Origin of the sequence: Psychrobacter raelei (genome assembly GCF_022631235.3) — a bacterium.
Lineage (GTDB): Bacteria > Pseudomonadota > Gammaproteobacteria > Pseudomonadales > Moraxellaceae > Psychrobacter > Psychrobacter raelei.
In genome coordinates this window covers 2,830,671-2,854,478 of sequence record NZ_CP093310.2, presented here as the reverse complement: position 1 = coordinate 2,854,478, position 23,808 = coordinate 2,830,671, and the positions used below count along the sequence as shown (strand labels likewise).

Here is a 23,808-nt window from a genome sequence, read left to right as displayed (position 1 = left end):
AAAACAAGAGGGTTATCATGGGCATCAATAACTCACAGATAGCAGATCAACCGCAAGCGACGGTTGGCAGTACGGACGATAATGCTAAAGTGGAAGTGAAGCCGCGACATCCTGAAAGCCGTTTACAGTCAGATTGGCTGTTTTTATATGAGAAACTGCCGTCAAATCAGTGGTATTCCTCTGACTATGCGTACAAAACTTCCGGCTGGCTCAATGTGCACACCAACATTCGTAAGCGCCAGCGCATTTTGCGTCAGCTTAGCGAAGAGTATTTGATGGGGGCGCTAAATTGGGAAAATTACCGCTCGCAGATTCTACAGCGTATTGGTATCCATGTGCTCAAATTACATCAGCATCATAGCGTAGAAGACCATGGGTTTTTCCCGGATTTTGTCAGCTCTTATCCGCAGCTAAAAGCTGGATTTGAGATTCTAGAAAAAGATCATGTGACGCTCAATGCGTTACTCGATGAGCTACAAGGGCTTAATGATGAGCTTGCCAAAGCCAATATAGAAGATAAGGCGCTGGCTGATCGTCTGCATCAGAATCTCATCACCGGCACCGACTTTCTATCGCAGCATTTAACCGATGAGGAAGATTTAGTTATTCCTATCTTGGGGCTGCGCTGGGGGTAGTGATCTGCACCAAACTAAGCCCATTCAATCTTAGCATAAGGTCTATCTGATAAAATCAGTTGCCACAAAAAAGCCTGACGCTCAAATTGAGGGTCAGGCTTTTTACAAGGCACAGAGGTTTAAAACTTAAGGTTAATGGCTATGGTGTACGTTATAAAAACTCAACTTTAGCACCCTCTTCAATGGTGCCATATAAGCCTAAGGCATCCCAGTTGGTGAGACGGACACAGCCAGAAGAGTTTTGACGGCTAATTTTCTCAGGATTGGGCGAGCCATGAATACCGTAGCTGCGTTTATTAATACCAATCCACACTCGGCCAACAGGGTTGTTAGGTCCGGGTGGCAAGACCGTATTTGGGTTTTTAAAGTCTTTATTATAGCTTGGATCTTTGATGCGACTCAGCACCTTATAATCCCCATCCGGAGAGGGCTTATAGACGCTGCCCATAGTAGTGGGATAGCTTGCGACCAGCTCGTCTTTGTCATTATAAGCATAGAGTAGGTTTTTGGCCTTGACGGCCACCACTCGGTGCACCTCTTGCTCATTAGGCTGATACGGGTTGTACACCACAATGGTGTTGCCTGCTTCAAGTGGCGTGTCTGGGTTGAGTCGCCAAAGTAGACCTTGGCTCATATGAAACTTCTCTGCAACCGCTTCGGTGACAGTCGTAAACTGTTGACCTTTAGGGTTTTTGATTAAAGTGACATCCTCAGGGGTGAGGGTATAGTTAACCAACACCGGTTGAGACATAAGTGCTGGGTCTTCGGTGAGCTTGGCCCAAGTTTCAGGGTCTAATTGGCCGGTGGGCTTCATGGCCTGTTTTTCTTGAAATACTTTTAGTGCTTTAATCACATTCTCACCAAAGCGGCCATCGACGGCGCCCACTGAGTGATGATTGTAATTTAGCAAGGCTTGTATTTTCAGGATTAAGTTTTCATCTAAAATGGCATCTTCTGTCCACTGGGCAGCATTCACTTTCTGAGCTTTTTCAGGCAGATTATCCACGCTATAAGGCAGCTCCGCAAAGGCTTTGGCTAAGCGCAATTGAGAGGGCGTATCGCCAATGAATTGCTGACTGATATTCGGCTGCAACTGCTTGGCAGGCTCAGCTTCTGGCTCGGTCTTAGTGGCTATTTCCAACTCAGAGTCACTGCTACTGTTTGCAGATGCCGATTCAAAAAACTCAGTCACGGCCTCTATGCCTTGGTCTAGCTGAGCGTTACTCCCATCAGAAGAAGAGCAGCCGCTTAAGCTGAATAAGCCCAGCATGGTATAGCTGAGCAGCTTGATAGGAGACATCGCCTTGATGGGCGCATCAGCTGCCAAAGGCGTAGAGGAAATAAACCACATAGGTAGACTCTCTTTTTTTATTAAAGTTAAATCCAAGCCAATCTTGGTTATACCATGGTCACATTAGGTCGCCAATGGTTTAAGCTTATAAGAGGCCGCCTCTGAGTTGGACTCAGTGCTGCGTCTCTTGAAGCCAGTTAATCTCACCTTCTATCTGTTTGCGCCGGACTTCAGTGTGCTTTTTTAAGCAGCTAGAGGTCAGTAAAGGATAGATACTGCCGCCTTTTTCGTTTCTGTTCTCGAAGTCACAAACCTTGTCTCTATAACTAATCCAAGCCAGCTGTACTTGCTTTAGTTGGTCTTTTTCTTCAGTGTTAAGCAGACTTCTTAACGTTTTATAGGCGCTATTAAGCTTAGCATCCTCGTCTTTATAGTCCGCTTGAGCACACTGATTCATTGAGGCCTGATCATACTTGCCGTTACAGTACTCCTCTGAGGCCATAGCATGGGTGCTGGCCAGCAGCGTCACTAGCATTAATGGCGTAGCGGCTAATGCGCTGTGAGCGCTAAATGCCCGGTTAAATAAAGTCTGAAAAACCATGGTTGTGTCCTTAGTTAGGGGGTATGTCCTTATAAAATAGCTGCTGTCACAAGCTATTGAGTCACTTCGATTTGGGTCACATTCTGAAAACCACGCGGTAATTGACCGCCACGGTTGCCACGTTTGCTGGTGTAATTGGCCAAGTCCATCGGTTTTAGTGTCACATGGCGTTTGCCGGCGGTGATGGTTAAGCTGTCATGGCTGTTTAAAGCAATCACGGCCAATACTTCCTCGCCTGCCTTTAGGTTAATCAGCTTATTGCCTTTGCCACGCTGCTGCTCGGGCAGTTCATCGACCCCAAAGATAAGCAAATAGCCCGCTGACGTCACCACAGCGATTTGATTTTGAGTTAACGCCTGTGCGTCATCTGGCGTCTCTGAGTCTGTTTTATCAATGGTTGCAACCGTTAACAGCTTAGCATCGGCATCAAAGTTAATGACATTTTTACCCGCTTTTTGATTGGTCTCAAGATTGCCTAGGGTATTAATAAAGCCATAGCCTTGTGAGCTGGCAAGGATAATGCGCTGATCATCAGCACCGGCCAACAGCTGCTCGAAGCTGGCACCGGCAGGCGGTTTTAACACGCTGGTGAGTGGGTCACCTTGACCTCGCGCCGAGGCTAGGGTATGCGCCTCTATACTATAGCTGCGACCGGTACTGTCCATGATATAAATCTTCTCATTGGATTTGCTGTGCACATGCGCTTGATAACTGTCACCTGAGCGGTAGCTCATGCCTTTAGCATCAACGTCGTGACCTTTGGCAGCACGAATCCAACCTGCTTTAGACAATACGGCGGTAATCGGCTCGCTTGGCACCAAGTCAGACTCTTTTAATGCGGTGGCCTCCTCACGCTCAACCACAGAGGACATGCGATCATTGCCATGCTCTTTCATATCCGCTTCAAGCTCTTCAATCATAAGCTGAGTTAAGCTCTCAGGATTATCTAATAGCTCTTGTAGCGTGGCACGCTCAGCCTCTAATGCGTCTTTTTCAGAGCGAAGTTCAATCTCCTCTAAGCGTGCTAATTGACGTAGACGAATGTCTAAAATGGCATTGGCTTGGATGTCACTGAGGTCATATTTGCCCATTAGCTCTTGTTTGGGGTCGTCTTCTTCACGAATGATGCGAATCACCTCATCGATATTAAGATAGGCGATAAGTAGACCGGCTAAAATGTGTAAGCGCTTGTCAATTTTATCCAATCTAAATTGTACCCGGCGAGTAACCACTTGGCGGCGGCTGATCAGCCACTCCTCTAGCACTTCTTTGAGGTTTTTGACCTGCGGTTTACCATTTAAGCCAATCATGTTCATATTGACCCGGTAGCTGCTCTCAAGGTCAGTACTGGCAAATAAATGGCTCATCACGCGCGCCACATCGACACGAGTAGAGCGCAGCTCAAGCACAATACGGCAAGCGTTTTCGTGGTCTGATTCGTCATGGATATCCACCACCCATGGCAGCTTCTTATCCATCATAAGCTTGGCAATTTGTTCTTGTACTTTATTGCCTGAGACTTGATACGGCAAGGCATCGATAATGACCAGATTTTTCTCTTGTTGATCGACATGATAAACCGCGCGCATCTTATAGCTACCGCGCCCTGTTTCATACATCGCCTGCAAGTCTTTTTTAGAGGTGATGATCTCAGCAGCAGTGGGCAGGTCGGGGGCAGGAATAGACTGGGTTAATTGCTTGACCGATAAATCTGGGTTTTTTAGCAGCCGAATGGCGGCACGCACCACTTCATTTAAGTTGTGCGGCGGGATATCCGTTGCCATACCCACAGCGATACCTGTGGTGCCATTTAATAAGATGTTGGGCAAGCGGGCAGGTAAGGTGACCGGCTCTTGCATCGAACCGTCGAAGTTGTCCTGCCAGTCGACTGTGCCTTGCCCCAGCTCAGCCAATAAGGTGTTGGCATAGGCTGACATTTTGGCCTCGGTATAACGCATCGCAGCAAAGGATTTTGGGTCATCTGGACTACCCCAGTTGCCTTGACCGCTGATCAGTGGATAGCGATAACTAAACGGCTGAGCCATCAATACCATGGCTTCATAACAGGCCGTGTCACCATGAGGATGGTATTTACCTAACACATCACCAACTGTACGTGCAGATTTTTTTGGTTTGGTCGTAGACTTAAGTCCAAGCTCGCTCATGGCGTAGATAATACGGCGTTGCACCGGCTTTAGACCATCAGCGATGTGTGGCAGCGCACGATCCATAATCACGTACATGGCGTAGTTAAGATAAGCTTGCTCGGTGAATTCAGCCACAGAGCGGGTATCCATCGCTTCGTTTGGAATTACAGACGCGGGAGTTTTAATATCAGACATAATAAAAGCTTCTGCCTTATTTCATATAAAAGTTTTTAAGAACAAAGGGGGTCATGGTTTCGATTATAGACATTAAACCTTTAAGTTTAAGGTTGTCTATGCGGTCAATTTTATTCACTGAGTACTTTACGATTGTTAAATTAATATTTTTAAATTAAATGTTGGTACGTAGCCTAGCAGCGTCTACAGGCGAATAACCTTGGCATAAAAAACAGATTATTAAGCCCTATAAAAAAGCTTATTTAATCATCTTTTAGGCGCTAACAGGTTAAAAAAGAGCAATCATGAATGATTAAAATTATAAAGTAAGCCTATCGTAAAGCATATTATCCCAATAAAAAAGGCACTTTAAGCACTAAACGTCAACTGATGACGTAAGCGTCTCTGTTATTATTTGTGAACAGTCAGTTCCTTATTTTGCAGCCATTAATGCACAATGTTGTTGTCATAAGCCAACTAAATAGTGTATTTTAGATTTAACAATCAGCGTTATAGTTATTTATCTGTTATTGAACAATAAATTTCGGCCTTATCTGCCTTATTTAGCACAACTTTTGGAGTTTTATAGATTATGGAAAATCAACAAAGTCATTTTCGTCGTAATGATAGACCTTGGCTAAAAACCTATGAAAAACTAGGTATGCAATACGACTTTGAAATGCCCGCCGCCAACACCTCTTTAATCGATATTCTTGAGCACAGCTTCGTTGAGCATGAAGGCCGTACCGCTTTTGTATGCATGAATCAAGAGCTGTCTTATAATGATTTAGAGCGCTATAGTCGCCAAGTCGCCGCCTATCTGCAGTCACTTGGCCTACAAAAAGGCGATAAAGTCGCTGTGATGATGCCCAACATCTTACAAATGCCGTTAACGGTACTTGGTATTATACGTGCAGGCTATATTTTAGTTAACGTAAATCCTTTATATACCGCCCATGAGCTTGAGCACCAGTTATCTGACTCTGAGACCAAGGTCTTGTTTTTGTTAGAAAACTTTGCCAAGACTTATGAAGACATTGGTAAAAAGATGGTCGATCAGGTGGTGGTGACCTCAATGGGCGACTTGATGAGCCCTGTCAAAGGCTTTATCGTTAACTCTGTAGTACGCTACGTTAAAAAAATGGTGCCAGATTATAACATTCCTGGCAGTGTAAGCTTTAAAAAAGTGCTTAAAGTAGGCGCTGCCAAAAAATACAAACGCCCAACCAATATTGGCTTAGATGATGTGGCGGTATTACAGTACACCGGTGGGACCACAGGTGTGGCCAAAGGCGCTATGCTTACCCATGGCAACTTAGTGGCCAACTTGCTACAGGCCGATACTTATATTGGTAATGCTTTTGATAAATTCATCGAAAGAAATGAGCAACCGGTTATTATGACCGCATTGCCGCTATATCATATCTTTTCATTCACCGTATGCGGCATGTATGGCTTATATAAAGGCTGCATTGGCTCATTGGTACCAAACCCCCGTGATGGCAAAAGCTTAATTAAAGCTTACAAAGACTATCCACCTGCTTTCTTCCCTGCGGTGAACACTTTATTTAACGGTTTGATTAACAGTGAGCACTTCCGTGTTCTTGACCATAGCAAGCTTGAGATGTCTATGGGCGGCGGTATGGCGGTGCTAAAAGACACGGCAGCTAAGTGGAAAGCGGGTACAGGTAACGTCATTGTGCAAGGTTACGGTCTGTCAGAAACCTCACCTGTGGCCTCAGCCAACCCACTGGGATTAGATGAGTTCCCAGGTAACATCGGTGTCCCATTTCCTGGAACGGATATGGCCATTATTGATGATGAAGGTAATGAAGTGGCTATCGGTGAGCGCGGCGAGATTTGTGTGCGTGGCCCACAGGTAATGAAAGGCTACTGGAAACGTGAAGATGCCACTGCTGAGGTTATGACTGAGGACGGTTATTTCCGTACCGGTGATATCGGGGTGATGGATGAAGACGGTTACTTTAAGATTGTTGATCGCAAAAAAGACATGATTATTGTATCAGGCTTCAACGTTTATCCTAACGAAGTTGAAGATGTGATGAGTGGCCATCCAAAAATCTTAGAGTGTGGTGTGATTGGTGTGCACAGTGATAAGAGTGGTGAAGAGCCCAAAATTTTCGTAGTACGTAGCGATGACAGTTTAACTGAGCAAGAGGTACTTGATTACGCCAAAGAAAACCTAACTGGCTATAAGCGTCCTCGCATTGTTGAGTTCATTGATGAGTTGCCTAAATCGAACGTGGGTAAAATCTTACGTAAAGATTTGCGTGAAATGGAAGCGGCGAAAAGTAAAGCTTAATATTAACTATACACGCTGTGTCAATCTTATGCTTTAAGTTTGATTGGTTAACGAGTACAATTAAAAAGTTCACAAGGAAGGGATACGAGCATTAATCGTATCCTTTTTTTGTCTAAAAAATCAGTAAAAAATAGCCTTATTGCCCGTACGATAGGCAGTACAGGCCTAAAATACAGAGGTCGCTTGAATACCACGGTAATCCGTAAGACACAAACGTTTATTTTAGTAAAATTATTTAAACGACATCACCAAACAACGGTATCTAAAAAGTTAATTTGCTAAAATCTTGATCATAACTTTACTCTCTAAAACCAACTAAAATTTATATAAAATTAACCAACCCTTCATATTACAGGTAATGCCATGACAGCAGCTTCAAATTCTACCCAGAACACTCAGCTAAGTGATCTTCACGGAACCTATCCTACTTATCCTGATATCCCCAGTGACCGTCCTTGGTTTGAATCTTATGAGCGCTATGGCATTACTTCACAAATCGAACGCCCCGCCGATGACACCTCTTTATTAGAAGTATTTGAACGTAACTTCGCCCGTTTTGGTAATCGCGATGCTTATATCTGTATGGGTGGCTCGATCACGTATCGTGAGCTGGATACCAAAAGCCGTCAGATAGCCGCTTATCTGCAGTCACTGGGCCTAAAGGTGGGCGATAAAGTGGCAGCAATGATGCCCAACGTATTGCAGTATCCTGTGGTAGCTTTAGGCGTATTGCGTGCAGGTATGATCTTGGTCAATGTGAACCCACTGTATACCAGTCATGAGCTTGAACATCAAATCAATGACAGTGGTGCTAAAGCGATTTTTATCGTAGAAAACTTTGCCAAGACCTTTGAAGATGTAACAGACAAAGGCAGTGTAGAGCATGTGGTGATCTGTAGTATGGGTGACATGTTGGGGCTGGTAAAAGGCTTTGTGGTCAACACGGTCGTTCGCCATATCAAAAAAATGGTACCCAGTTATTCATTGCCCGGTAGTGTGTCTTATAAGCACGCCTTAGAGTCGGTTTCCGCTCATGAATATCAGCGTCCTACGTTAGACTTAAGTCATGTGGCTTTGCTGCAATATACGGGTGGCACCACAGGGGTAGCCAAAGGCGCTATGCTAACGCACGGTAATTTAATTGCCAATATGCTACAGATCAATGCGGTAATGGACGCCGCTTTTGGCGACTCAAATGGCACTGAAGTTATCCTCACAGCGCTGCCTTTATATCACGTGTTCTCTTTTATGGTGTGCGGTATGTATACCATGTATAAAGGCTATACCGGCCTACTTATTCCAAATCCACGCGACTTGGATGGCCTGATTAAAGAGATTGATAAGTATAAGCCGGCCTTTATCCCCTCTGTCAATACTTTATTCAATGGCTTGGTGCATCATGAGAAGTTCAAAGATTTGGATTTTTCAAACCTAAAAGCCTCCATTGGCGGTGGCATGTCTGTTCTACCCAGCGTCGCAAAAGCTTGGCATGAAGCCACTGGTCTGCCTATCGTAGAAGGTTATGGCTTGTCTGAGACCTCACCTGTGGTCAGCTTTAACCCTATGAACATCTCTGAATTCACCGCCAAAATTGGGGTGCCTGCCCCCGATACCGATATTATCTTAATCGATGATAATGGTCAGGTCATGCCGATTGGTGAGCGCGGTGAGATTTGTGTGAAGGGCCCACAAGTGATGGTTGGCTATCAAAATCGTCCTGAAGAAACCAAAGAGGCTTTCACCGAAAATGGCTACTTCAAAACAGGCGATATCGGTATCTTAGATGAAAAAGGCTTTATCAAAATCGTTGATCGTAAAAAAGACATGATTTTGGTGTCAGGTTTTAACGTATATCCTAATGAGATTGAGGAGGCTATGGCGCAGCATCCTGCTGTATTGGAAGTAGGTGCCATTGGTATTCCTAATGATGAGCGTGGTGAGGATCCCAAAATCTTCGTGGTCAAGAAAAAAGGTGCCAGTGTCACCGAAAAAGAGCTGCTAGACTTCGGTAGAAAGCAGTTAACTGGTTATAAGCGCCCGCGTCATGTGCAGTTTGTGGATGAGCTACCAAAGTCAAACGTGGGCAAAATCCTGCGTAAAGAGCTGCGTAAGATCGAAGGCTTAGAATAATCAGATTGGCAGGTTGTTTACATATGCTGCTTATAAATAGCCAGATAACTGCTAAAATAAGCACTTATGACGGACAGCTCTGCCGTCCGATAACTCTTGCTTAAGACCCTGCATTGGCTTTGCTATTGCAGGGTCATCAAGTTACGATGAAGGCGAAATTGAAGGTTTTTTTCGATTGTGGCCTGATTTTTATACCCAATTTTTACTATGAATGATAAATAAAGGATACCCCGTAGCAATGCGTATAGATAACCGCGAGCTTGACCAACTGCGCACAGTGACTTTTGAGCGTAATTACACCAAACATGCTGAAGGCTCTGTACTGGTCTGCTTTGGTGACACCAAAGTTTTGTGCACCGCCAGTGTGGAGGCCGGTGTGCCACGTTGGTTAAAAGGAAAGGGCCAAGGCTGGGTCACCGCAGAATACGGCATGCTACCTCGAGCCACCAATACCCGCAACCAACGTGAAGCGGCGCGTGGTAAGCAATCTGGCCGCACCCAAGAGATTCAACGTCTTATTGGACGTAGCCTACGAGCTATGGTGGATTTAACCAAGCTTGGCGAGAATACCATCTATCTAGATTGTGATGTGCTGCAAGCCGACGGTGGCACCCGTACCGCTAGTATTACTGGGGCAGCCATCGCCCTTATTGATGCGCTAGAGGTGCTGCAGCAAAAGAAAAAACTCAAAGCCGATCCGCTAATTGGCTTAGTGGCAGCGGTCTCTGTCGGTGTCAAAAACGGTGAGGTATTACTGGATTTGAACTATGAAGAAGACTCCAGCTGTGATACTGACTTGAATGTGGTAATGACCCAAAAGGGTGAATTTATCGAAATCCAAGGCACGGCTGAAGAGAAGCCATTTACCCGTGCAGAAGCCGATAAAATGCTGGCCATGGCCGAAAAAGGCATTGCCGACTTGGTAAAACTACAACAAACTGCGCTGGGCTGGTAAGCCTGTTATAAACTGCTAACTTTTATGGGTTAATTATGCTACAAGTGACTGAAAATGGCGCTAATATTACGCTATCGGGTAAAGCCCAAGGCGGTACAGATGGGCTGTTTTGGTTTGGGGTGGCATTATTAATCGGCGCTGTGGGTGTGGCCATGGCAATGAGCTTGCTGCCTGAGCGCCTGGCCATTGGAGCCCTAGCCGTTTTGATTGTGGGAAGCTTTTTGTTTAATAAGATGCGTCATAAGCAAAAAATCGATAATAGCCACATTTGCTCTGGTATCTTAAAGGTGTATTCAGGCGGCTTCGTACACAATCTTCTGGGTAAGACCCAACAAGTGGCGGTGCAACCCGATAATAGTATTAGTGTTACAGGTACTCAGCTGATCATCTGTGATGATAAAGGCAGTGTGCGTTATCAGATTTCAGGCTTCGACAGTCAAAAAGAGGCTGAAGTGATGCAGGCCATATTGCAAGGCCAAAGCCTTGGTAAGCGCAATGCCAATATTAAGATGCAATCTTCTTGAGTTTAGGGCGTTAACTGGTTTATATTTTAAGCGGTATGTTAAGGCAGTGACATGGCTGCCTTATTTGAAATTAGCTTATTTGTTAAGGAGGGTCACATGGATGTGTCCACTTTGAACATGAATAACCGTTGCGCCTTTAAGACTTTATCCCATCAGCGTTATCATCTTAAGTCCAAGCCTTGGGTGCGCTCAGCTTTGTGGCTGACACTGCTGGCAAGCCCTATGCTACATGCCGATGACTTGGCAGATTTAATCCGCACAAAAAACCAAAGCTATGCGCAAGCCCCTGCCGTACGAGCCCCATTAAGTACCGCCTATTTAAATACCACGCATCCAAGCTTCTATCAAAATTACGCCGCAGCGCCTAATATTGATAGCGATTATATAGAAACCCTATACCGCGCTGAACAAGTGGCGGCACCTGCCAGCAAGCAAGTATTGCAAGTGGCACGACAGATGGCGCTTGATAATAAGGAGATTATTAAAGGCTCGTGCTGGGACTATCTAAATGCGGCCTTTAATCGAGCCGGCGTGGCACGTGAAACGGTGTTTAAGGGAGCGTATCAGGTTGGCCCCTTTATCGATACCAATCAGATTCAGCCGGGCGATTGGCTGTATTATATCAATCACAGCTATAATGATGTCGAGCACAGCGGCTTATTTGTAGGCTGGCTCAACCGTGCTAACAATCAAGCACTGATATTAAGTTATGCCGGAGAGCGGCGCAATGAGCCGGCCCGCTACAAAGTGTATGATGTGTCGCATACTTATAATGTGATTCGTCCTAGCTTATGACACTTAAGCTAAGCGCTCACCGAGTCGTATATTACGCCAAAAAAAATAAACCCAGAGGGTGACACTCTGGGTTTATGTTTTATCTTAAGATTTTAAAAGGGTTTGACGATAACCAGCACCACCACAGCGATCAACACAAACACAGGGATTTCGTTAAACCAGCGCCAGAACACATGGGTTTTGTACTGAGGATTGTCGATAAGCTTTTTTCGGTAAGCCCCGCACATGCCATGATAGCCTGACAACAGCACCACCAGTAGTAGCTTCACATGTAGCCAACCTTGGGCTTTATACACCTCCCACCCCAAGCTAAGCATCCATAGACCAAATACCCAGGTGGCTATCATAGATGGGGTCATGATACCGCGATATAGCTTACGCTCCATAATTGCAAAGCGCTCTTGACTCACCTTATCTTCACTCATCGCATGGTATACAAACAGCCGTGGCAAATAGAAAATAGCCGCAAACCAGCAGACCATAGAGATGACGTGCGCCGCTTTTATCCAATTAAAATACTCAGGCATAATCACATTACTCAGTTAAGGATTGATAGCCCTATTATAGCTGACTTTGATGACCACTTAGCGCATCAATCACAGTAAGCTTCGGCTTAGGTGCTTCAGGGATAAGTCCAAGCATCTGCATCATTCTATCATCATTAGATTGACTGGCATTGCCGGTGGTGAGCAGTTTATCGCCATAAAAAAACGAGTTAGCCCCTGCCATGAAGGCTAGAGCCTGCTCAGCATCAGATAGACTCTCACGTCCTGCCGATAGCCGTACATAACTGCTGGGACAACAAATACGAGTCACCGCGATGGTGCGAATCCACTCTAGCACCGGCAGCTGGCCTTCACTAAGCACCTTATCACCAAGAGGCGTGCCTTGAATGGGCACCAATAAGTTGACTGGAATAGACTCTGGGGGTAGCGGCATACTGGCCAGCTCAAGCACCCAATCAATACGGTCTTCACGGCTCTCACCCATGCCCACAATACTGCCACTACAGACATTGATACCTGACTTGCGTACGTGGTCGATGGTTTGCAAGCGCTCATCATAGCTGCGTGTACTCACCACCTCATCATAATAGCGCCGAGAGGTATCTAGGTTATGGTTGTAATAATCAAGTCCAGCTTCAGCCAGTTGCTCTGACTGCTCAGCGGTGAGCATACCTAACGTCATGCAAGTCTCAAGTCCTAAAGCCTTAACCTCTTTAATCAGCTCAGCAACATAAGGCATATCTTTGGCACTCGGATGCTTCCATGCTGCACCCATGCAAAAGCGTGAAGAGCCCGAAGCCTTAGCTCGCTTAGCGGCGGCGATGACTTTATCAATCTCAAGACGTTTTTCGGCCTGTAGCCCCGTAGTATCTCGGTGGTGGCCAGATTGAGAGCAATAGCCACAGTCCTCAGGACAGTTGCCGGTCTTAATCGACAACAGGGTACTGATTTGTACGGCATTGGCAGTGAAGTGCTGACGGTGCACACTTTGAGCTTTTAGCAGCAGATCCATAAACGGCATATCAAAAAGATTGGCGATATATTCGCGGCTAATAGCAGCCGTAGAGGGGGCATGGTCATGTAGGCTCGGGCTTTGAGCCGGCTCATTTTTTAAGCAAACGCTGGTGCCTGGTTCTTTTAAGGTGGCCAAAAAGCTCATAAAACATTCCTTTGTTAACTGGGGTAGGGTCAAATATAAAAATTAGCCTAATTGTAACATTTTATTAGCAAGATAAAAAAATACAAAACGCTTAACCTTTTAAGCGTCGATAGCACCCATAAAAAACGCCCAAGCTTATGACAAGAAGCTTAGGCGGTTTAAGATAGGAGGGGTTATTGACGGCAGTAACTATCTAAAAACTAAAAAGTTATCTATTTAGAAGGCATTTTAAAGTCTAGCCATCTAAGCTTTAGACCTCTTTAGTTATTTAGACAGTTTATGTTTTGCCATACCGATAAGCTGTGAGGCAACACCTTGCGCTTTTTCGGCCAAAGGACGCGCCTTCTCTAATAAAGGTTTTACCTCTGCAGGAATCTCTGGCACGATGTGTTTGGCCAATTGGTTAAACCACATAAGTAGGCTGTAATCACCTTCCATAACCAATTCTTTGTCTTGAATGGCGGTCATAAATGCTGCTACATTGCCACCTGTTAATAGTTTTACGCCAGTCATTGAGTCTTTAAAATCAATACGTAAGCTTGGGTTATTGGCGCTACCTGAATACTGGTTAAAACTGCCATTATCAAAAACATAATAGCGAGCCACGCCGTCCGCTTTACTGCCAAGCTCAATGCTTACTTTGCGGTCATTTAGGATTTTAGCAATGTTAGGATCATCACTTTTGGCCAGCATAGCCAGACGATAGCCAACAGCGGCCAGTAGGGCATCTAAAGGATTGGCTTTGATATTTAGGATAGGAAGAGTAAACATAATAAGGTCCAAAATTTTCCAGTGAGTGAAAGCTAACAACACATTAAGGATTGGGCAAGCCATTAAGCAATAGATAAGCTAAGCTGTAAGTTGATCAAATAATCGCTCGATCAAACACTCAATCAAATGATAAGTTAAGCGAATAACATACAGGCATTTTAGAACATATCCTTGTGATTTAGTATTGCCAATTGTGAGCTTTTTTGCAAAGCTAAGTAACACCTTATAGCGACTGTGCCCCGTGCTCTACGCTGACAGCCGCTACAATAACTAAGCCCCATCAAACGGTGGGGCTTAAATAGATAAGGTTATGATTACTAAATATTTGATTAATAAGTTTTAATTACGAAAACGTGGTTTGTAGTTATTATAAATAGGTGTGTGTTCAATATATTTGTCTTGAGCGATACCAGATTTAGCAAGGGTGGCCACAGGACGACCACGGCGGTCTAATGTCTCTACCCCAGTTTTTTGCGCCATAGTAACGCTTTGTTTTTTGTAACGATAAGCAAGGAAGCTTGCCATCAAAACAATGCTGAGAATAAAAGCGCTTAAGTAACCATAACCACTACTCATAGATGTGACAGTCACCACGATAGATTGCAGCACTTCAATGACCAGCCAGTAGCCCATGCCTGCGGCCATATAGCCCATTAAGTAGCGGCGGCCTGATAATAAAGTAGCTAATACGCCTATAGTCAAAAGCATATAGCCTAAAGAAGACCAGGATAAAGTGCCATAAAGCCCAGGTTGACTGGTTGCCATAATGGTAAGAGTTGCCATGTTTATTTGCCTCATGAACGGTCAACAGATACAACACGAAAGCGGTGTGTTGTGAGTCGAATGTTGCGATTGGTTGATAGTTATTATGCCCATGTTTTATTAAAATACAAAGAATATCTATAGAACTTACGACAATGACTGTCGTTTAATTTTGCTAAAAATTTGACAGCATCGCTAAGCCTAGAGCATATCTAAGGTGCATAAAATCGGCTAAAAAAATATTTTTTGTAAAAACTTGGAGCCCAAAAGTGCCGCTGTAGATTTTTGACAGAAACAAAGCGGTAACCTTATTTTGATAAAAAAAGCAAATAAAAAAACCAGACGCTAGCGCCACAATAAAGTAGGTAGGGTCCGGTTTTTTTTAAGGTATAGACTTTTGGTGTATGATGCCGGTTATTTATCACACATGACGATAACCATAACCATAACTATAATCATGACTATAATATAGACTTATAACAAGTCTTGAGCGGCGTAACCGAGCACGTAGAGCACACCCTCAAGTCCAGTGGCATTGATGGCCGCATCGGCACGGGCGCGTACGATGGGCTTGGCATGATACGCCACCCCTAAGTCGGCAATGGCCATCATAGGTAAGTCATTGGCACCATCACCGACACAGATAACCTGAGATAAAGGCAACTGCATGCGCTTGGCGACCTGCTCTACGATCAGCGCTTTGCGCTCGCCATTGACGATAGGCAGCTGTACATTGCCAGTCACTGCACCATCTTCGATATCCAGCTCATTGGCATACACCTCATCGATACCCAGCTCTTGGGCAATACGCTGCGCAAAATAAGTAAAGCCACCGGAGACAAGCACCGTGTAATAGCCCAAGGATTTTAAGGTGGCAAGCAAAGTGCGGGCACCAGCAGATAAGGTAAGCTGCTGCTGAATGTCATCTAAAGCATGGGTCGATAAGCCCTCAAGTAGCGCTACACGCTCAGTAAATGAGGTGTCAAAATCAATCTCACCGCGCATGGCCGATTCAGTAATTTCGCTGACTTGATCACCAATATTGGCGTGTTTGGCCAGCTCAACAATGACCTCTTGCTCAATTAAGGTTGAGTCCATATCAAATACGGCCACTCGGTGCGGGCGTAGCATCTTGGCTAGTGACACAATATGACAGTCAATGGCCGCATCTCCGCCTAAGTCACTGGTGATGGGTAAGGTATTGATAAACTGACGCAGATGGGCGGTGATACCCTCATCAAGTAGACGGGCTGCAGCAGATTTTTTGCCAGGCTGCATGATGGTAGTGTCACTCGGCATTAAGATATAGCGGTAAGTGAGTACTGAGGTTAAGCGGTCACTGCCTGAGTGGTCTTGTAGCTCATCGGTACTGCGCACCACTTTAATAATTTGCCACAAAGGGTTTTGCTGCGCCCACTCAGCGATGTGGGCTTCAAAGTCGCTTTTTTTATCCAACTCACTGCCGTCTGATGAGCGTAAGGCCTGCTTTTGTACCACCACAGATAACGCAAAAACTGGCAAGTCCTCCAGCTGCTCGATAAGGCTGAGTGAGATTTTGCCTTGGTCATTGGCGCCTTGTTCAAAATCTACGTCATCAAAACGCAAATTGCTTGGCAGCAAGTCGTTAGCTTTTTGTAAGGCAGTTATCCATGCTTTTAGATGGGCGGTCATGCCTGAGCCGAAGCGGGCAAAGTTAGCCGTGGCATTTAGGGGGGGCGCGGCTGCCTCTGAAGTTGCTGAATTTGGGTTATTTTGATGATTAGTTGTAGTATTTTTTGTCATGGCGAGCTAAGCCCCTTGTAAGCGTAAGCAAGATTAGGAATAATAGAGCGTGCTCAAAAATGGGGCACCCCCTACCTATTAACAAAAGTTTAGCATAACATGACCTATTTAGCGCCACGGCAAGGCTTGTTTGCCATAATTATTCTCATCAGCTTCTTGATTCATACCACATTGATGCTTATTAGCACCGACCAACAGCTTGATGAGCTGAAAATGCAAACAGGACAACGAATGCTGGTGCAACTTATTGACGAAGTTAAACTGCCTTTACTGAGTAAAGACAAGGTTAGCTTGAGTGTCTTAACTGGTCGATACACCAGTGAAAATAACGTTGCCAGCTTAACAGTAAAAGACATCGATGATGAGGTAATATTACAAACCGGTCAGGCCCAACTTCTAGAGGGTGAGACCATCAGTCGCAAAGTGATTATGAGCGACACTGTCATTGGTAAAGTGGAAATGACGCTGCGTGATACCAGTTATGGGGAGATTATTGCGTCACAGTGGATCTTTATCTTAGGATCACTCATTACCCATCTGCTGATTTGGTTATTGTATGGCTATATCGCACGTCCTACGCGCGAGCAGTTGGCTGCGCTCAGTCGCGACGTACAAGACTATCTAATCACCCAAAAATCTCAGAGCGGGCGCAGCAGTCGCAGTCAAAGCGCAGCTTTAGGTGATGAAGCGCCAAAAGATGGATTAAGCATTCATCAGGCGCTAAATAACTACATTCAGTCTAAGCAAGAAGATGGTGCTGAGGGCAGTGTCGCGGATAATGCAAATAATTTGTCACAAGCGGATAATTCATCAGCTTCAGGACAAGACATTTTAGCCAAAATAGATGATAATGCAGCAGCCGATGCTGAGGGTGACAGTTTGCAGGCGGGCATGCCAAGCAAAATAGAGAACAGTGCTGACAATAAGAAGGCCTTGGTGGCCAATAGAGCTTTTGAAGTGGCCAGTGTTCAAATTCGCTTTTATGACCCCAATAAGCTATTAACGACCTTAGCTTATGAAAAGTCAGAGCCTTATTTTGCCCTATGTACCCAGCTGCTGCACCGCACCATTGATGAGATGCTAAAGCAGCCTATTTTGTTTGGCATTGAGCTGCACAATAAGCCGGTATTTAATGAACATGGCGCAGTGGTAGAGTTTGTAGGCAGTACCAGTCATAGCCGTCCTGCTTTAGCAGCGATGATGTTGGCCAAAGCTTACGTCATGCTGAATCAAGTCACTTATATTAAGCATCGTGAACTACAGCGCTTTGCATCTGAGGTGATGGTTGGGGTGAGTGATGAGGCGACCGCAGATAAGCTTGAGCAGCTACTGTACAATAAAGCCAAAGCCAGTGATATTTTTGCGTTATTACCGGTCGAAGGTATCAAGCAGCTACGCGGTTATATCCAATTAGATAACCTAAAAAACCCAACCACAGTATATGAGCGAGACTGCGCGTCACTACAAGGAGTGAGCGATTCTATGATGCAGCGCTTGATCGAAGTGCGTAATGCAGTATTGCTCTCTGCGCTAAATTAAATGTGCTATTACCTATTAACTAAATAGCCTAACTTAATTAAACTAGCGTTTTTACAATAACCGGCATAGGTTAATTAATAACAGGCTAATATGAGCCTGATAACTGTCTGCGAATTGGGACGGCTGAGTGTTAATTAACTGATATCCGACCAATCAAACCCAATCGGTCAAATCAGACCATTAAGATAAGAGGATAAAGACATGAGTGATAATGATCTTGATGATTTCGATGATGATAATTTCGAAGATGACGATGATGCCAAAAAGGTAGATGAGGCCGAAGCCGAAGCTGCGCGATTAACCAGCCTAGAAAAACGCCGTCTTATCGATAATATGCTAGAAGAAAAGCGTCTAGAACGTGAACTAAAAGATGGCTTCGATGACGATTTCGATGACTTCGATGATGATTTAGATGACGATGATTTCGACGACGACTTGGATGATGAGTAATGGCTGCGGTTAGCCTGTGCTAGCCGCATTTGTTACCCCCTGCAAGGTAATTACTTAGGTCGACATGTTAACTCAGTCGCTTCAAGTAAATCACTTCATGCAAGTCATAGTGTCGAAGGTAGATTGTTATTGCTGTCTCAATAGCGGCTCATTCAAAAGCGATTACCCCTCATCCTCACCACCGTTTATAGTTAGCATCTCTCAATGATTTCTTTTAGTCTATGCTAAGTGATGGCTTAGCGGACTCATCAGTGCTTGCTGCTGTTTATATGAGGATATATGGCTTGATAAGCAGCGGCAGCCGATACTGAGCTTAGTCTAGATAGCATATCAAGCTGTTTAGCGGTAAGATTACCTAAAACATAGCCCAAATACTAATATGGTAAATGCCAAGTTAACCCAAATTTATCACCCAACTGATCACCCAATTTGTCACCCAATAAAGAGACCCATATGACCTTAGATGAGCTACAAGACTTCTTAGATTCTGATGCCAACAAACATGGCCTTGATAGCGTGGCTACCCACGGATTTTTGACCGCTACCATCGTCGGTAAGCCATTACCAAACTGGTTGTCGCTCTTATTTGAAGGCCAAGATGCCCAAGTTGATGCTGCAGTGAAAGCGGCAGTAAAAGAGTGGCGTGCTGAGCTTCTAGAAGATTTACAAAGCGAAGAGGGCATTGCCTTACCGCTTGATATCGATGAAGATTCTGGTGAGATGGATTTTTCACCCGACTCAGAGCTTACCGCTTGGTCCATCGGCTTCGTTGATGCTATGTATGGCGATGAGAATGTAGACTGGTTTAGCGATGAAGACAGCTCTGAAGATGTGGCCATGCTGACTTTACCAATGATGGTATTTAGTGGTATCGATACTGTGGACGGTGAAGAAGATGAGGATTTGGCTGCTATCCGCCGTGATGACGATGCTTTGGCCCAAATGGCTAATAGTATTGAAGGCAATCTAAGCGAGCTGTTTTTGTTATTTAACACTGACGAGTAAGTGATGAGCGTGCTACTGTCCAATCTTGAACACCTGCCAGGCTACACCATCACTGAGCGATTAGATGTGGTGTATGGCAGTACCGTGCGCTCAAAGCATGTGGGTAAGGATATCTTTGCCAGCCTAAAAAATATCGTGGGTGGCGAATTGACCGCTTATACCGAGCTATTAGAAGAGTCGCGGCAAGAGGCGATAGATCGCATGTTGGCGAAGGCCGAGGCGCTAGGGGCTGATGCGGTGGTGGGACTGCGTTTTTCGACCTCAAGTATTGCTCAAGGTGCCTCTGAGCTTTTTGTCTATGGCACTGCTGTTAGAGCGGTTGCCAATCCGGCGCCAGCGAGCGTTGCTGAGCCAAGCAGTGCACCTCAAAGCGCGCCGCCTGCTGAGCCTATAACCGTACCACCACTACCGCCTATAGACCATACGCCGTATGACTAGATCGCTTAAGTTGAGTCAATCAGGCTGTCTTACTCAAGACCTAAGCTAGGGGGCGGCGCTCATGGATACTGTTTTTGACTTTTTTATCGATAATATAGTTTTTATTGGGCTGTTTTTTATTGGATGGGTGTTTGGTCGTTATAACGAAAATGATCATCTTAAGCGTCTAGATAGCACCGAAAAAGAGCTGGGGCACATCATTGTCTCAACTGAGCGCTTTTATCAGCCGATCATTGCCGATGCCACTCAGCCAGTGTTGGTGATGGGCAGTGTGGTGATTGCTCAAGATTACTTTAAGATGATAGTCGCTCGGGTGCTTAATGTGTTTGGTAAAAACCTCACCACCTATGAGACGCTACTTGATAGGGCTCGGCGTGAGGCGGTAATTCGCATGAAGCTTGAGGCGCAGTTTTTGGGCTACAATCAAGTCTATGGTCTGCGCTTGGAGGTCACCAGTATCAATATTAGCGGAAGTATGGTGGAAGCCATTGCTTATGGCACGGCGGTTTATACTGTGGGCAATCCAAAAATCCCGCCGCCATTACCCTTATAGCTGTTTTATCGTCTAGCTGTAGCAATCCCCTCATTTTAGGGAGGGCAGGAAGTCAAGACGTTCTGAGCTAAATTGGCTTAACCTCTAACAAAATCCTGCTATCTGCGTTAAAATCATACCCATTAACGTCTTTGTATCTGCCTTTATTTTATAAATTTCTCATCAACAATAAGACACTTTTATTATGAGCAATCAAAATCTTACTGCCTCTATTCAATCGGCCCTAAAACAACTTGAAAACGCCTATAATCCCGGTGAAGTTGAACAGGGTATGTATCAGCGCTGGGAAGAAAGTGGTTATTTTCAGCCCAAATATAACAGCGATGAGTCGTTTTCTATTGCCCTGCCACCACCTAACGTGACTGGCAGCTTGCACATGGGTCATGGTTTTAACAATGCCATTATGGACTCGCTCACCCGTTATCATCGTATGCTGGGCGACAATACATTGTGGCAGCCGGGCACAGACCATGCCGGTATTGCCACACAGATGGTGGTAGAGCGCCGTTTAAATGCAGAAGGTATTAAGCGTACTGATTTAACTCGTGAAGATTTTATCAATAAGGTTTGGGAGTGGAAAGAAGAGTCGGGCGGTAACATTACCCGTCAGATTCGCCGTTTGGGCTCATCCGTGGATTGGTCGCGTGAACGCTTTACCATGGACGAGGGCTTATCAAACGCGGTAAAAGAAGTATTCGTACGCTTGCATGATGAAGGTCTAATTTACCGCGGTAAGCGTCTGGTGAACTGGGATCCTAAGTTTCAAACCGCACTGTCAGACTTAGAAGTAGAAAACCATGACGAAAAAGGCTCACTGTGGCATTTTCGCTACTATTTCACTGACAAATCTATCAAAACCCAAGACGGCAAAGATTATGTTGTGGTAGCAACCACCCGTCCTGAGACCTTGCTTGGTGATACCGCAGTAGCTGTGAACCCAAAAGATGAGCGCTATACCCACTTGGTCGGCCAGACCATTACCTTGCCGATTACCGGCCGCGTAGTGCCTATCGTGGCTGATGACTATGTTGAAAGCGACTTTGGTACCGGTGTGGTAAAAATTACCCCAGCGCATGATTTTAATGACTATGAGCTTGGCCGTCGTCATAATACACCGCTTATCAATATCTTTGATGCACACGCCCATATACTGCCTGAGATGGAGATTTATCCAGATCTGCAGACCCGTGAGCCTAAGCTTGAAAAAACCCCTGAAGCTTATGCCGGTGTTGAGCGCTTTGACGCTCGTAAGCAGTTGGTTGAGCAGGCTCAGGCTGAGGGCTGGCTGGATCAAATCGAGGACTATCAGCTTAAAGCGCCTCGCGGTGATCGCAGTGGGGTTATCGTTGAGCCTTGGTTAACCGATCAGTGGTATGTGGCAGTAGAGCAATTGGCGAAGCCGTCGATTGAAGCGGTGGAAGATGGCCGTATTGAATTTGTGCCTGCACAGTACAAAAACATGTACATGGCATGGATGAACAACATTGAGGACTGGTGTATCAGCCGTCAATTGTGGTGGGGTCATCGCATTCCAGCCTGGTATGACAACGACGACAACATTTATGTGGCACGTGATGAGGCCGAAGTACGCAGCAAATACAATCTTGATGACAGCGTTGAGCTGCGCCAAGATGAAGACGTGCTAGACACGTGGTTCAGCTCAGGTCTATGGACCTTTAGCACCCTAGGTTGGGGCGATGAATCACAAGACCAAAAAGCGCTACAGACTTTTCACCCGACCAGCGTATTGGTAACCGGCTTTGATATTATCTTCTTCTGGGTGGCGCGTATGATTATGCTCACCATGCACTTTATGAAGAATGAAGATGGCACGCCGCAAGTACCATTTAAGACGGTCTACGTGCACGGTTTGGTGCGTGATGGTCAGGGCCAGAAGATGTCAAAATCTAAAGGTAATGTGCTTGACCCCATCGATCTGATTGATGGTATTGATCTGGAATCTTTGGTAGCAAAACGCACCAGCAACATGATGAACCCCAAAGATGCGGCCAAGATTGAAAAACAAACCCGCAAAGAGTTTCCAGAGGGTATTCCAGCCTTTGGTACTGATGCGCTGCGATTTACCTTTACCTCGCTTGCCAGCACCGGCCGTGACATTAACTTTGATTTAAAACGTGTCGAAGGGTATCGCAACTTCTGTAACAAAATCTGGAACGCCAGCCGCTTTGTACTGATGAACTGTGTTGACAAAGAGGGCAGTGCGCTGGCCATCGATAAGGCGCCCAATACCCAAGTGTGGGAGCTACCTGAGCAGTGGATTATCAGCCGTCTAAATTCGACCATTGCCAATATCAAGCAGCACTTTGAGCAGTATCGCTTAGATATGGTCAGCCATGATATTTATGAATTTATCTGGAATGAGTACTGTGACTGGTATGTGGAGCTTGCTAAAGCCAGCTTAAATGATGACACGGTATCGAGTGAGCGTAAGGCGCAGATTCGTTATGTGCTGCTACATGTATTAGAGACGGCGATGCGCTTTGCTCACCCTGTCATGCCGTATTTGACAGAACAGATTTGGCAGACCATTGCACCGCTATTAGAGCGCAGAGATACTGACAGCATTATGATTGCCCAGTTCCCTGAGGTCAATGAGTCGCAAATCAACGCTCAAGTTGAAGCCGATATGACCTGGTTACAAGAGCTTATCGCTGGCGTACGCAACATCCGTGGTGAGATGAAGCTGGGTAACGCAGTACGTCTGCCGGTACTGCTTGAGAACATCACAGCGGAGCAAACTGAGCGCCTACATCGTATTGAAAACCAGTTTAAAGCGCTGGCCAAAGTTGAGAGCCTAACCATCCTAAATGACGGTGATGAAGTGCCATTATCCTCCTCTAGTATGGTCGGCAAGCTGCGGGTGATGGTACCGATGAAAGGTCTTATTGACCCAACAGCTGAGCTAGGTCGTCTGTCAAAAGCACAAGAAAAACTGCAAAAGCAGGCGGATGGCATCGCACGTAAGTTGGGTAATGAAGGCTTTGTTAGTAAAGCCCCTGCTGAAGTGGTTGCTGCAGAAAAAGCCAAGCTTGAGGAACTTGAAGGTCAGTTAAAAGTGATGAGCGAACAGATGGCTCAGCTTAAAGCACTATAATCGCTAAAGTCATTGGACAGCTAGCTTTACTGTTTTTATTTTGTATTTACCTTATTATGGCGGCTTCAATTTTATATTGGGGTCGCCATTTTTTTAGTTAAGTTTACGGCTAAACAGGGTATTTATACCCAATCAATAGTTATCGATTAAACA

20 protein-coding genes are annotated in these 23,808 nt (G+C 45.3%); 12 read left to right on the top strand and 8 right to left on the bottom strand.

The genetic code is table 11. The annotated features are described in order from the left end of the window. The first annotated feature begins 17 nt into the window (after positions 1–17). Positions 18–635, top strand: coding sequence for a hemerythrin domain-containing protein (locus tag MN210_RS11985; RefSeq protein WP_241878683.1), 618 nt, complete (start codon positions 18–20; stop codon positions 633–635). A gap of 151 nt (positions 636–786) precedes the next feature. On the opposite strand, the gene MN210_RS11980 is transcribed toward MN210_RS11985, so the two are convergent. From MN210_RS11980 to parC, 3 genes are all read right to left on the bottom strand, one after another. Then, positions 787–1,986 (bottom strand): L,D-transpeptidase family protein, encoded by a 1,200-nt coding sequence (locus tag MN210_RS11980; protein WP_338412268.1) that lies wholly within the window; start codon positions 1,984–1,986, stop codon positions 787–789. A 112-nt stretch (positions 1,987–2,098) separates the two neighbouring features. Continuing rightward, positions 2,099–2,527: a lysozyme inhibitor LprI family protein gene (locus MN210_RS11975; protein ID WP_338412267.1), complete on the bottom strand. Its 429-nt coding sequence runs from the start codon at positions 2,525–2,527 to the stop codon at positions 2,099–2,101. 53 nt (positions 2,528–2,580) lie between these two features. Next, complete coding sequence (parC, locus tag MN210_RS11970; protein WP_338412266.1) at positions 2,581–4,869, bottom strand: DNA topoisomerase IV subunit A; 2,289 nt, start codon at positions 4,867–4,869, stop codon at positions 2,581–2,583. Between the two features lie 571 nt (positions 4,870–5,440). On the opposite strand from parC, the gene MN210_RS11965 reads away from it, so the two are divergent. The 5 genes from MN210_RS11965 (at position 5,441) to MN210_RS11945 (ending at position 11,575) form a co-directional block, all read left to right on the top strand. After that, positions 5,441–7,171: an AMP-binding protein gene (locus MN210_RS11965; RefSeq protein WP_338412265.1), complete on the top strand. Its 1,731-nt coding sequence runs from the start codon at positions 5,441–5,443 to the stop codon at positions 7,169–7,171. Positions 7,172–7,534: 363 nt separating this feature from the next. Beyond that, positions 7,535–9,301 carry an AMP-binding protein gene (locus MN210_RS11960; protein WP_155587331.1) on the top strand — a complete coding sequence of 589 codons (1,767 nt, stop codon included), beginning with the start codon at positions 7,535–7,537 and terminating at the stop codon, positions 9,299–9,301. 238 nt (positions 9,302–9,539) lie between these two features. Beyond that, positions 9,540–10,256, top strand: a complete 717-nt coding sequence (rph, locus tag MN210_RS11955; protein ID WP_011961403.1) for a ribonuclease PH — start codon at positions 9,540–9,542, stop codon at positions 10,254–10,256. 35 nt (positions 10,257–10,291) lie between these two features. Further along, positions 10,292–10,780 (top strand): hypothetical protein, encoded by a 489-nt coding sequence (locus MN210_RS11950; RefSeq protein WP_011961402.1) that lies wholly within the window; start codon positions 10,292–10,294, stop codon positions 10,778–10,780. A gap of 96 nt (positions 10,781–10,876) precedes the next feature. Further along, positions 10,877–11,575: a hypothetical protein gene (locus MN210_RS11945; RefSeq protein ID WP_227832409.1), complete on the top strand. Its 699-nt coding sequence runs from the start codon at positions 10,877–10,879 to the stop codon at positions 11,573–11,575. 92 nt (positions 11,576–11,667) lie between these two features. Here MN210_RS11945 and hemJ read toward each other — a convergent pair whose 3' ends face one another. From hemJ to serB, 5 genes are all read right to left on the bottom strand, one after another. Next, complete coding sequence (hemJ, locus tag MN210_RS11940; protein WP_110817106.1) at positions 11,668–12,102, bottom strand: protoporphyrinogen oxidase HemJ; 435 nt, start codon at positions 12,100–12,102, stop codon at positions 11,668–11,670. A 34-nt stretch (positions 12,103–12,136) separates the two neighbouring features. Beyond that, positions 12,137–13,240, bottom strand: coding sequence for a biotin synthase BioB (bioB, locus tag MN210_RS11935; RefSeq protein ID WP_425605611.1), 1,104 nt, complete (start codon positions 13,238–13,240; stop codon positions 12,137–12,139). Positions 13,241–13,504: 264 nt separating this feature from the next. Next, complete coding sequence (locus MN210_RS11930; protein WP_041773365.1) at positions 13,505–14,011, bottom strand: hypothetical protein; 507 nt, start codon at positions 14,009–14,011, stop codon at positions 13,505–13,507. 339 nt (positions 14,012–14,350) lie between these two features. Continuing rightward, complete coding sequence (gene aciT, locus MN210_RS11925) at positions 14,351–14,794, bottom strand: AciT family ciprofloxacin tolerance protein (RefSeq protein WP_011961397.1); 444 nt, start codon at positions 14,792–14,794, stop codon at positions 14,351–14,353. A 453-nt stretch (positions 14,795–15,247) separates the two neighbouring features. After that, on the bottom strand, positions 15,248–16,555 hold the full coding sequence (gene serB, locus MN210_RS11920) for a phosphoserine phosphatase SerB (protein ID WP_338412264.1): 1,308 nt from the start codon (positions 16,553–16,555) through the stop codon (positions 15,248–15,250). Positions 16,556–16,654: 99 nt separating this feature from the next. Here serB and MN210_RS11915 point away from each other — a divergent pair, with 99 nt between their 5' ends. From MN210_RS11915 to MN210_RS11890, 6 genes are all read left to right on the top strand, one after another. Continuing rightward, a complete protein-coding gene (locus MN210_RS11915; protein WP_011961395.1) occupies positions 16,655–18,094 on the top strand; it encodes a hypothetical protein in 1,440 nt (479 codons plus the stop codon). Positions 18,095–18,295: 201 nt separating this feature from the next. Then, a complete protein-coding gene (locus MN210_RS11910) occupies positions 18,296–18,544 on the top strand; it encodes a PA3496 family putative envelope integrity protein (RefSeq protein ID WP_011961394.1) in 249 nt (82 codons plus the stop codon). Between the two features lie 453 nt (positions 18,545–18,997). Then, positions 18,998–19,549 (top strand): YecA/YgfB family protein, encoded by a 552-nt coding sequence (locus MN210_RS11905; RefSeq protein WP_011961393.1) that lies wholly within the window; start codon positions 18,998–19,000, stop codon positions 19,547–19,549. Positions 19,550–19,552: 3 nt separating this feature from the next. Beyond that, positions 19,553–19,987 (top strand): YbjQ family protein, encoded by a 435-nt coding sequence (locus tag MN210_RS11900; protein ID WP_241878674.1) that lies wholly within the window; start codon positions 19,553–19,555, stop codon positions 19,985–19,987. 61 nt (positions 19,988–20,048) lie between these two features. Further along, positions 20,049–20,540 carry a YbjQ family protein gene (locus MN210_RS11895; protein ID WP_011961391.1) on the top strand — a complete coding sequence of 164 codons (492 nt, stop codon included), beginning with the start codon at positions 20,049–20,051 and terminating at the stop codon, positions 20,538–20,540. Between the two features lie 184 nt (positions 20,541–20,724). Beyond that, on the top strand, positions 20,725–23,655 hold the full coding sequence (locus MN210_RS11890) for a valine--tRNA ligase (protein WP_241878673.1): 2,931 nt from the start codon (positions 20,725–20,727) through the stop codon (positions 23,653–23,655). The last annotated feature ends 153 nt before the right edge of the window (positions 23,656–23,808 follow it).